General features: G+C 39.9%; 11 protein-coding genes. All 11 read right to left on the reverse strand.

The genetic code is table 11. The annotated features are described in order from the left end of the window. Window positions 1-18: 18 nt before the first annotated feature. Window positions 19-1,242, reverse strand: a complete 1,224-nt coding sequence (locus HZR21_RS03680; RefSeq protein WP_180746497.1) for a cysteine desulfurase — start codon at window positions 1,240-1,242, stop codon at window positions 19-21. A gap of 48 nt (window positions 1,243-1,290) precedes the next feature. After that, entirely contained in the window at window positions 1,291-2,553 is a 1,263-nt protein-coding gene (gene sufD / locus HZR21_RS03685; RefSeq protein WP_003138655.1) for a Fe-S cluster assembly protein SufD, read from the reverse strand. A 13-nt stretch (window positions 2,554-2,566) separates the two neighbouring features. Beyond that, complete coding sequence (gene sufC / locus HZR21_RS03690; protein WP_180746499.1) at window positions 2,567-3,337, reverse strand: Fe-S cluster assembly ATPase SufC; 771 nt, start codon at window positions 3,335-3,337, stop codon at window positions 2,567-2,569. Window positions 3,338-3,414: 77 nt separating this feature from the next. Next, window positions 3,415-4,587: an MraY family glycosyltransferase gene (locus HZR21_RS03695; RefSeq protein ID WP_003138660.1), complete on the reverse strand. Its 1,173-nt coding sequence runs from the start codon at window positions 4,585-4,587 to the stop codon at window positions 3,415-3,417. 200 nt (window positions 4,588-4,787) lie between these two features. Then, complete coding sequence (locus tag HZR21_RS03700; protein ID WP_310592549.1) at window positions 4,788-5,471, reverse strand: YjjG family noncanonical pyrimidine nucleotidase; 684 nt, start codon at window positions 5,469-5,471, stop codon at window positions 4,788-4,790. Between the two features lie 152 nt (window positions 5,472-5,623). Then, window positions 5,624-6,289 (reverse strand): adaptor protein MecA, encoded by a 666-nt coding sequence (locus HZR21_RS03705; RefSeq protein WP_003138664.1) that lies wholly within the window; start codon window positions 6,287-6,289, stop codon window positions 5,624-5,626. A 118-nt stretch (window positions 6,290-6,407) separates the two neighbouring features. After that, on the reverse strand, window positions 6,408-7,145 hold the full coding sequence (locus HZR21_RS03710; RefSeq protein ID WP_180746501.1) for an amino acid ABC transporter ATP-binding protein: 738 nt from the start codon (window positions 7,143-7,145) through the stop codon (window positions 6,408-6,410). Beyond that, on the reverse strand, window positions 7,142-7,828 hold the full coding sequence (locus tag HZR21_RS03715; RefSeq protein ID WP_180746503.1) for an amino acid ABC transporter permease: 687 nt from the start codon (window positions 7,826-7,828) through the stop codon (window positions 7,142-7,144). The genes HZR21_RS03710 and HZR21_RS03715 overlap by 4 nt, the downstream gene beginning before the upstream one ends. Window positions 7,829-7,886: 58 nt before the next feature. Next, complete coding sequence (locus HZR21_RS03720) at window positions 7,887-8,255, reverse strand: DUF4430 domain-containing protein (RefSeq protein WP_180746505.1); 369 nt, start codon at window positions 8,253-8,255, stop codon at window positions 7,887-7,889. A 121-nt stretch (window positions 8,256-8,376) separates the two neighbouring features. Continuing rightward, window positions 8,377-9,507, reverse strand: coding sequence for an ABC transporter ATP-binding protein (locus HZR21_RS03725; protein ID WP_180746507.1), 1,131 nt, complete (start codon window positions 9,505-9,507; stop codon window positions 8,377-8,379). Between the two features lie 148 nt (window positions 9,508-9,655). Beyond that, window positions 9,656-10,996 carry a DEAD/DEAH box helicase gene (locus tag HZR21_RS03730; RefSeq protein WP_180746509.1) on the reverse strand — a complete coding sequence of 447 codons (1,341 nt, stop codon included), beginning with the start codon at window positions 10,994-10,996 and terminating at the stop codon, window positions 9,656-9,658. Window positions 10,997-11,009 lie beyond the last annotated feature (13 nt).

Consider the following 11,009-nt stretch of genomic DNA (forward strand, 5'->3'; position numbering starts at 1 on the left):
CTGTTTAAACATACAATATTAAACGCCAAAGAACGCCTTGGTTAATTTGATCGCTTCGACTAACTTATCACAGTCAGCAAAAGTGTTATAGATATAAAAACTAGCGCGAGCTGTTGCAGGCAAGCCCAGATAATCAATCAGTGGCTGTGCACAGTGATGTCCTGCACGAACGGCAACACCTTCCATGTCAAGCGCAGTTGCGACATCATGGGGATGAAGACCGTCCAGATTAAAGGCAATCACACCACCACGACGTTGATTATCTTCTGGACCATAAATGGTCAAACCTTCTATCTCACGCAATTTTGGCATGACATAGTTCAGCAAATCTTGCTCATGTTGATGGATATTGTCAAGGCCTATTTCAGTCAGATAATCAACTGCTGCACCAAGTCCGATAGAGCCTGCGATATTTGGCGTTCCCGCTTCAAATTTCCAGGGTAACTCTTTCCAGGTTGCACTTTGTTCATAGACAAAGTCGATCATTTCGCCACCAAACTCAATCGGATTCATCTGATTAAGCAAGGCTTCTTTGCCATATAAAACACCAATACCCGTAGGTCCCGCCATTTTATGACCAGATAGCGCGAAGAAATCACAGTCTAAGTCTTGTACGTCTACCGTCATATGTGGTGTCGATTGGGCACCATCCACGACCATGATTGCACCATGTTCATGGGCAATCTGGGCAATTTCCTTGACAGGGTTAATCACACCTAAGACGTTAGAAACATGAGTGATACTGACAAATTTTGTCTTATTTGTGACCTTATCCCGTAAGTCAACCATATCCAGTTCACCGTCTTTAAGGTAAACGAATTTCAGGATTGCACCTGTTTTAGCTGCCGCTTGTTGCCAAGGAATAATATTAGAATGATGCTCCATGATTGAGATGACAATTTCATCTTCAGGTTGTAAAATCTGCTCAGCAAATTTTGCCACCCAGTTTAAGGCAGTCGTTGTCCCACGCGTGAACAACACTTCCTTACGAGAACTGGCATTGATGAAGGCGCGAACCTTATCACGACTCGCTTCATAATCAGCTGTTGCACGCTCTGCCAAAGTATGCACACCACGGTGCACATTGGCATTATCATGCTCATAATAAGCACGAATGGCATCTAAGACTTGTCGAGGTTTCTGCGTTGTTGCCGCACTATCCAGATAAACCAAAGGCTCATCGTTGACGATTTGATCCAGAATTTGAAAATCACTCCGGATTTTTGAGATTTCTAAGGTCATCTAGTCTCACTCCTACATTAAACTGCTCATCTCTACCACTTGTGAGACTTAGCGTTTGTCTAGTTTACTTTCGATCACGTCGATCATTTCTTGACGAACGGCCTTAACCGGAATTTCACCGATGACAGCGCCCAAGAAACCACGAACGACCAAACGCTCAGCAGTATCTTGGTCAAGACCACGACTCATGAGGTAGTACATATCTTCTGGGTCAACTTGACCGATTGACGCCGCGTGACCTGCCGTCACATCATTTTCATCGATCAAAAGAATCGGGTTAGCATCCGAACGTGCCTTATCAGACAACATCAAGACACGTGATTCTTGTTGCGCATCAGCACCTTTGGCGCCGCGGATGATGTGGCCAATGCCGTTGAACGTCAAGGTTCCGGCTTCTAAAATGACACCGTGTTGTAAAATATGCCCAATCGAATGTGGCGCATAGTTGGTCACACGTGTATCGATACCTTGAATTTGTTTGCCTGAAGAAATCGCCACCGCTTTAAGTTCTGCATGACTACCTTCACCGACCAAGTCGCTGTCAAAATCAGCAACGACATTACCTTCGTTCATCACGCCAAGGTTCCAGTCGATTTGTGCATTTTTATTTAAGCGACCACGACGACTGATGAAAGTTGTCAAATTGCTACCTAAACGGTCAATCGCTGAAAATTTAACTTGTGCGCCTTCAAGTGCAATTACCTCAACTGCAATGTTGGCTGTATTTTTAACGCTATCTTTGCCAAGGCTTTCAAAACGTTCCAAGTATGACAACTTGGCGTGTTTTCCGACGATAATCAAAACGTGTTTATTGAAAGGTACCGCTTCGTCAGAATCTTGGTAAAAGAGACCTTCGACTGGTACATTCACTTCAACGTTATCTGGCACGTATAAGACTGCCGCTGAGTTAAAATAAGCAGTATGGTAAGCTGTTAACTTGTCTTCGTCAAAAGGCAAGGCTGTCCCAAAATACTGTTCAATGATTTCTGGAATTTCTTCCAAGGCTGAATAAAAGTCTGTGAAAATCACACCCTTATTCGCCAAATCTGGTGATAACTGTTGGAAAACAGTTGTCGTGCCGACTTGAATCAATTTAGGATTTTCACCTAAGTTTGTAAAATCTGGCACGTTTGAACTGTCAAGAGATTCAGTGATATCGTTGTTACCAAAGTTCCAACGGTCAAGCTTGACACGCTGAATTAAGGGGAGTTTCAATTCACTGATTTTATCAAATGCCGTTTGACGGCGCACTTGCAACCATTCTGGTTCCGCATGTGCCTGTGAAAAAGCAATAATATTTTCTTTCGCCATATTATGCTCCTTCTTAAGCTTCTTCTTTGTACTCAATACCAAGGTCTTTAGCGATGCCATGGTAACCTTCAGTTTCCAAGCGTGCTGCTAATTCATGGCCACCTGTCATGACAACGCGACCTTCCATCATCACGTGCACTACATCTGGTGTGATGTAGTTCAAGAGACGTTGGTAGTGAGTGATGATCAAGGCACCGAAGTTTTCACCACGGATCGCATTCACACCTTTAGAAACGACTTTCAAGGCATCAATATCAAGACCTGAGTCGATTTCATCTAGGATAGCAAATTTAGGTTCAAGCATGAGTAACTGTAAAATTTCGTTACGTTTTTTCTCACCACCTGAAAAGCCTTCATTGAGGTAACGTTCAGCCATGGCTTCGTCCATATTGAGCAAGTCCATTTTGCTGTCCAATTTTTTCAAGAAGTCCATGACACCAATTTTGTCATCTTCTTCACGGCCAGCATTCATTGCAGCGCGCATGAATTCAGCATTCGTAATACCAGCAATTTCACTTGGATATTGCATAGCCAAGAAAAGACCTAAACGCGCGCGTTCGTCTACTTCAAGTTCTAATACATTAATACCGTCAAGCAAAATTTCGCCTTGGGTTACTTCAAAATTAGGGTTACCCATAATCGCAGCAGAAAGTGTTGATTTCCCGGTACCATTTGGTCCCATGATAGCATGAATCTCATTTGTATTGATTGTCAGGTTCACACCTTTAAGGATTTCTTTTTCCTCAACACGGACGTATAAATCTTTAATTTCTAATGTAGACATAGGTTCCTCCAATTATTGTTCTAATCACTATTTTATCAAAATAAAAGACAAAATAACATTATTCTGTCTATAAACTTTTACATTTTTCGCCGTTTTTTAACCTCTTGGCGATACTCACTATTGCCAATAAATTTAACGACATTTAAGAGAGGTGTTCGATTTTCACCTAACACGCCAATCAGCTCAATCAACACTTCTAACCCAATCAAACTAAAGACAAGCAAAAAGGTACCGCCCCAACGTGACGACACATTAAGAATCAAAGCGATAAATGAAAATATCCCTGCAATCCCATAGATGACTAAAACAGCCGCATGCTGGGTTAGACCCAAACTCAAAAGACGATGATGCAAGTGCATCCGATCGGCCTCAACCATACTACCACCATTGAGTTTACGGCGAATCATCGCTACGACCGTATCGGTCAATGGTACTCCTAGAATCAGCATTGGTGTGACGACAGCCACAGCTGTCGCATTTTTCAAGCCTTGCAAGGACAACACTGAAATCATGAATCCCAAGAATAAGGCACCCGTGTCTCCAAGATAAATAATGGCGGGTGGAAAATTATAGGGGAAAAAGCCAGCGATAGCAAAGACGAGAACAAAAATCGTAATCGGTAGATAGACATTAGTCGTCCCCAAAAAGAAATAAGCGACCAAACCCATGGTTGTCAGACTAATAATTGACACACCACTAGCTAAACCATCTAAACCATCAATCAAATTAACAGCGTTGGTAATCGCTAAAATCCAGAAAATAGTGGCTAAAAAAGACAACCAATCTGGGAAAACAAAGAGTGGTCCACCAAAAGGTATCTTGAAATTATCAAAATGACTCGTCGTGAAAAACCAAATGACACAAGCACCTGCGATTTGACCTAATAATTTACTTTTTGCACCAAGTTCTACAATATCATCAATCAGTCCTGTCACAGCTACAATACCACCACCTAAAACAAAAGGCCAGACATAGCTAAGATACGACTCATTAATCCCTTTATAATTTGGCATGCTGACAAATCGTGGTAAAACTAACAGCGTGACAGCAGAGAAGGCAATAAAAATAGCAACACCTCCTGCTGAAGGCATCGGTTTGACATTAATACGACGGGCGTTTGGATTATCAACTGCACCAATTTTGCGAGATACTACCACCATAATAGGTGTTAGAATCAAAGCAATGATAGCCGTTACTAATAAAATAATAATATATTTGACCGTAAAAGGAAATTCAGATAAGTTATGCATATACCATTATTATACCATATTCTTCTTTTTTTATATGTGATAATCTGAGCTAAAAACCTTAGTTTTCTGGTCTACTAGAATTTCATTTAAAGTCGATTTTCTAATTCAAGCCTATCAAAAAACGACAAGATACCATTTGCCTTGTCGTCCATTCTCGTATCTTAACACATTGCATATCAGCCCTACTTCACTAAAAATGCTTAATTTGCTAGGACAGACGGAAGTTCCGATAGACTTGCTATGCTATATGTTGGCTCATATGCACGCGCAAGTCTTTGCTGTTTTGATTGCTCTAACCAGACACTCGCAATATTAGCCTGATTAGCACCTAAAATATCAGTTGCTAGTGTGTCACCAACCATTAAAAATGCCGATTTGGGTTGCTCTGGATATAGTGCTAAAATGTGTTCAAAAAAGGCCTGACTCGGCTTTGCATGACCAATCTCTTGTGAAATAACAACATGCTCAAAATACCGATGAAAACCCGTCAATTTCAAGCGTTGGTACTGCGTTGCCGTCTTACCATTTGTACCAACTACTAATTTATAGCCCTTTTGGTGCAATGTTTCTAACACCTTATCAGCACCTGTTATAATGGCATCGTTAGCATCCAAAACCTGACGATAAATTACTTCTGCCGCTACACCATCAATGTCTTGATTAAAAACAGCGAAAGTTTCTGAGAACCTTTGATTCAAAAGCGGCTGCGGCTCAGCCCCTTTTTCTATCGCTTGCCAAATACGCTTATTAACGTCTGTATAGGCTATCACCCAGGCCTCATAGTTCACACCCACCGTATCAAAGTGTTTGAAAACCGTCTCTAGTCCCTTTTTTTCGCCAGCTTTAAAATCTAATACTGTATCATCCAAATCAAATATAATCACACGATAACGAATCCCTATTTCCCCTTTTCATTCTGATTAAATCTATTATAACCCAAATAGTATGAATTTTTCAGTTTTTTTATAATCGGCTTGTTTTAAGATGCAAACAAAAAAATAACGATTTCTCGTTATTAATTTTTCTTGATTTAACTTCAAATCTGTTGCAGACTTTCAAGTGCTTCCTCACGGAAAATCGTCTTAGCATGCTCCAGTAATGCCTCGCGTGAAAAATCAGACGGCTCACCATATTCCAACATTCTAGCGCGTAGTAGACTCACTTCTTTAAAACCTTTACGTTTTTGATTATCAAGAATAGTCAGGTAAAAATTATCTTGAAATTGGAAAAGTTCAGACTCTTCTACATCATCAATTACAGCCTGGCTCAGTTTCACCGCATCTGATATTTTATTGAATTTAAGGATAAAGTAGACAAAGTCTGCATGGTCATCCATCACATCAAAATTTGGTTTACTTGACATGCTATCCATGAGATTTGCCATATCACCCATCTGTTCCATGGCCTCATCCATCATTTCTTGTAAGCCCTCTGAGCCTTCAGGAAATTGCATGTTCTCCATGTTGACTTCTTCCGTCACTAGCAAATCCACACCTTGTGGATGAGGGCGAACTTGAAAAGTCATCATCCCAGTATTGGCAAACTTATCTTCAATTTCTAATTCGCTAACCAACTCATAGAATAACTTTTCGACCATTCCTTGATTGACCAAGAAATCACTCATTTTAATATCGTGCGCCTTTAAATCTTCAAAAGTCAGGGAAATTTTTATTGTTTTATCATTGATTTGTTTATATTCCATCGTACTAACCTCACATTTCGTTTCAGGGAACTCATCTACTTCAGATTCCCTGAACATCTATTATACCATAAAAGCGCTAAAAATAGCGCTTTTGAGTGATTGCGATGCTCTATCAATCTTATAAAATCTGTGCCAAAAATTCCTGAGTCCGTGGCTCTTTAGGATGATCAAACAACTCGTTTGGCGTACCACTCTCGACAATTTTGCCATCCGCCATAAAGATCACACGATCCGCAACTTCTTTAGCAAAGCCCATCTCATGCGTCACAATAACCATAGTCATCCCGTCTTTTGCCAAATCTTGCATGACATTTAAGACATCCCCAACCATTTCAGGATCGAGAGCAGATGTAGGCTCATCAAATAGCATAACGTCAGGGTTCATAGCTAGTGCCCGAGCAATCGCTACCCGTTGTTGTTGTCCCCCTGATAAACTTTGAGGATAAGCATCAGCTTTTTCAGACAGCCCAACCTTAGCTAATAACTCAATCGCAACTTCAACTGCCTCTTCTTTTGATAGTTTACCAGTTGTCATTGGTGCCAAAGTTAGATTATCAAGCACGGTCATATTTGGAAAAAGGTTAAACTGTTGGAATACCATGCCCATTTTTTCGCGATGTTTAAAGACATCAACTGACTTATCAGCAATATTTGTGCCTTCAAAATAAATATCACCTTTAGTTGGCGTTTCAAGTAAATTCATAGTCCGAAGAAAAGTTGATTTACCAGACCCAGAAGGGCCAATCATGACAACAACTTCGCCTCTTTTAATCTGGATATCCAAACCTTTCAACACTTCATTTTTACCGAAATATTTATGCAGATCTTTAATTTCAATCAAATTATGTGTGCTCATTTTGCGTATCCTTTCCCAAGTTTTTTCTCAAGTAGATTGATGAGTCGACTTGTGATAAAGGTTACCACAAAATAATAGCCCGCAACTAATAACCAAGGTGACAAACTTTGATAAGTTGTTGAACTTGTTGTTTGCGCACCATTGAAGAGTTCCATAACACCAATCGTTGCCAAAAGCGAGCTATCTTTGATAATGGTCACAAATTCATTACCTAAGGCAGGTAAGATATTACGAATTGCTTGTGGTAGGATAACCTTCATCATTGTTTGATGCGGTCGGATACCGAGCGAGTAAGCTGCTTCTGTCTGTCCTTTAGGTACAGCATTAATTCCACTACGAACGATTTCAGCAACATAAGCACCTGAGTTCATTGACAAAACGATAATCCCTGGTACCAAACGTGATAAATCTTCAGTCAAAATACCCAATTGAAACTCTGGCAGTGGCATTTTTCCAAGAATTTGGAACCCAATCATAATTTGGACCAACATCGGTGTTCCTCGAAAAACTTCGATGTAAACATTAGCCAACCAGCGTAAAATGCGTATCTTTGATAACTTTGCTAAGGCAATCAGTGTCCCAAGTACGGTACCGATTGCGACAACAAAAGCCGAAATCATCAGGGTAACAATCAAGCCGTCATTAAAATAAGGCAGGAATTTATCGATAAAATTAAAACTCATAAGACTCTACTTTCTGAAAATAGTAATATCTTTTATTATATCACAATATTCTAGTCCTTTATTTAAATTCTCCCAGATAAAATTCAATTTTACTGCCTGCCTTCACTTTGGTTTCTGCGACTCCCTTGTCTGCGAGCTTACCGTTGACTTTAAAGAGCCAATAAAGATTAGCTGACTCAATTTGAGTAATGCCATCAATTTCTGTAATGATACCTGATTTTAGGGTTACTCTTGTCTTTAATTGCAGTAACTCTAATACTGTTTCATCAGTCTGAATAGGTATATCTTGATAAGTCTTAACTGTTGCATTATCGTATTTGACGATTAATGTTGCTGTGCCATGTTGTTCAGATTTAACAGCTTTGTGGCAAGAAGATAAGACAATTACGGATAGGATACAAAATAAACTGAATAAAAATTTTTTCATAAGACTATTTTATCAAAAAAATGTGTTTTAGTGCCAAATATCGATTAACTAGCCTTTACACCTTGAGAGAAAAATAAAATGTAACAAAAAAACGTCATTGACGTTTTTTCAGTCTATTGCTTTAGCCGACAATGCGTTGCTCAGTGTCAAAGTCAAAGAAGTGTCCTTTATTGACATTGAATGTCAAATCAACTTCATCACCTGGTTGACGGAAGTCACGCGCATCCACTTTTGAAACAAATTCAGTATCACCAATTTTAGAATAAAGCATTGTTTCAGCACCAAGCAATTCAGAAACAACAACTTCAGCTTTAACATTTTGATTTGGAAAGACTTCTTGAACAAGACCGTCTGCGGAGATATCTTCTGGACGAATACCAAACCAAACTTTTTTCTTGTCATAGCCAGCATTTTTAAGGACTTTTTGTTGACCTTCTGGAATAGCAATATCAAGACCAGCACCATTTGTCATGCTCGCACCGTCAACATTTACTTCAAAGAAGTTCATAGCTGGACTACCGATAAAGCCAGCGACAAATTTGTTAGCAGGTTCGTTATAGAGTTCTTTAGGCGCACCAATTTGCTCAATACGACCAGTTGTGCCATCAGCACTTTTAGATGCACTCATGATAACGATACGATCCGCAAGTGTCATCGCTTCTGTTTGGTCATGGGTTACGTAAATTGTTGTTGCTCCGATACGACGGTGAATTTTCGCAATTTCAGCACGCATTGATACACGGAGTTTGGCATCCAAGTTTGACAAAGGTTCATCCATAAGGAAGACTTTAGCATCACGGACAATGGCACGTCCCATTGCCACACGTTGGCGTTGACCACCAGACATATCAGCTGGTTTACGATCTAAGAGCTCTGTCAAGCCAAGAATAGCAGCCGCTTCTTCAACACGTTTTTTGATTTCATCTTTTTTGTATTTGCGCAATTTCAAACCAAAGGCCATGTTGTCAAATACAGTCATGTGTGGGTAGAGGGCGTAGTTTTGGAAGACCATAGCGATGTCACGGTCTTTAGGTGCCACATCATTCATGCGCACGCCATCAATCGTGAATTCACCACTTGTGATATCTTCAAGACCTGCGATCATCCGAAGTGTTGTTGATTTACCACAACCTGAAGGTCCTACGAAAACGATGAATTCTTTATCTTTAACATCTAAATTAAAATCTTCTACCGCTTTGATTTTGGCATTAGGATATACTTTGTCTACGTGTTCTAATTTAAGGGTTGTCATTGTATTTACCTCTTTTTATTTGATAACTCATTATACCGTAACCGCTTTCATTTTTTGATAAACAGATTGCACATGACTACTATACAATTTGCACAAATATAAAAAATGCCTGACCTTTGATAGTCGGTCAGACATTTTCAATAGTTGCTTAGAAAGATTGACGCTTAGATTTCCGCTCAGCACGACCTTGCGCACGACCTTCAATTCGTTTCTTAGCTTTCTTTTGCTTATCAATTTCCCAGCCGATTTTTTTCTTGTAGGCAGGTTTGATTTTTTTCTTTTTCTTCTTCACAAGCCCGATCATGGTAATATCAAGAGCTTCTTTAGATTTTTCACGCTTTTCACGACGATCGCGATCGTAAGAATCTGTAATCTCACCATTTTTGATGACTTTTGGTGTGAATTTGATACCTGTTTTTTCAAGTTCATGAATAGCAGCATCATCAGACGGTTGGTAAAGCGTAATCGCTGTCCCAGTCATCCCATTACGACCAGTCCGACCAACACGATGAACGAAGAATTCCAAATCACGAGGAATCCCATCATTAATAATATGACTGACACCTTCAATGTCAATCCCACGCGCTGCCAAATCTGTCGCCACAACATATTGATAGTCGAGATTTTGCACTGCCTTCATAATCCGCTTGCGCTCACGTGGCGGCACGCCCCCATGAATCTTCGCAACTTTAAAGCCATTGTTGGCTAAAAAGCTATGAATCTCATCGGCTCTATCCTTGGTATTGGCAAAAATCATCGCCAAATACGGATTAAGCGTTTGTAGTACTTCAAGAATCGCGCTATTATTACCACGCCCCTTAGTCGAAATCAACCAGTTGTCGATAGTGTCGCTAATTACCGTTTTGGTTGCGATTTTTTCCATGACTGGATTATTGAGATATTTTTTTAGGAAAGGTTGGAGCTTTTGCGGAATGGTTGCTGAGAACACAAGCATCTGCACCTTTTTGTCAAAAGTACCTGCGATTTGGTCCACTTCGTTTAAAAATCCCATGTCCAAAGTCATGTCTGCTTCATCAATAACGAAAATTTTCGCCGTATAAGTTTTCAAAGCTTGCGCATTAATCAAGTCTAAAATACGACCTGGCGTACCAATGACGATATGAGGCTGATTACCAGATAACTTTTCAATCTGACGTTTTTTATCCGTACCACCCACAAAGTTTGAAATGCGGATACTGTCATCAAACTTTGTAAATTCTTGCGCTGCATTGTAAATCTGCGTTGCAAGCTCACGTGAGGGTGCTGTAATAACAGCTTGGACGCCATCAATCGTTGTATCTAATTTTTGGAAAATTGGGAGTAAAAATGTATGTGTTTTACCAGAACCTGTTTTAGATTCGCCAACAATATCACGCCCTTCAAGCGCAATTGGCATCAACTTTTCTTGGACTGGTGTCGCCGTTTTAAAGCGAATGCTTTCTAAAGTGTCGTTAATAAATGGTTTAAAATTAAAATCTGTGAATTGCATATTTTTCTCGTTT

Origin of the sequence: Pseudolactococcus laudensis, from assembly GCF_013449735.1 — a bacterium.
Classification (GTDB): domain Bacteria; phylum Bacillota; class Bacilli; order Lactobacillales; family Streptococcaceae; genus Pseudolactococcus; species Pseudolactococcus laudensis.

Excerpts from the sequence above, each read along its gene's own strand:
- sufC (WP_180746499.1), bottom strand. The coding sequence starts at position 3,337 with ATGTCTACATTAGAAATTAAAGATTTATACGTCCGTGTTGAGGAAAAA.
- HZR21_RS03725 (WP_180746507.1), bottom strand. The coding sequence starts at position 9,507 with ATGACAACCCTTAAATTAGAACACGTAGACAAAGTATATCCTAATGCC.
- sufD (WP_003138655.1), bottom strand. The coding sequence starts at position 2,553 with ATGGCGAAAGAAAATATTATTGCTTTTTCACAGGCACATGCGGAACCA.
- HZR21_RS03705 (WP_003138664.1), bottom strand. The coding sequence starts at position 6,289 with ATGGAATATAAACAAATCAATGATAAAACAATAAAAATTTCCCTGACT.
- HZR21_RS03710 (WP_180746501.1), bottom strand. The coding sequence starts at position 7,145 with ATGAGCACACATAATTTGATTGAAATTAAAGATCTGCATAAATATTTC.
- HZR21_RS03715 (WP_180746503.1), bottom strand. The coding sequence starts at position 7,828 with ATGAGTTTTAATTTTATCGATAAATTCCTGCCTTATTTTAATGACGGC.
- HZR21_RS03680 (WP_180746497.1), bottom strand. The coding sequence starts at position 1,242 with ATGACCTTAGAAATCTCAAAAATCCGGAGTGATTTTCAAATTCTGGAT.
- HZR21_RS03695 (WP_003138660.1), bottom strand. The coding sequence starts at position 4,587 with ATGCATAACTTATCTGAATTTCCTTTTACGGTCAAATATATTATTATT.
- HZR21_RS03730 (WP_180746509.1), bottom strand. The coding sequence starts at position 10,996 with ATGCAATTCACAGATTTTAATTTTAAACCATTTATTAACGACACTTTA.
- HZR21_RS03720 (WP_180746505.1), bottom strand. The coding sequence starts at position 8,255 with ATGAAAAAATTTTTATTCAGTTTATTTTGTATCCTATCCGTAATTGTC.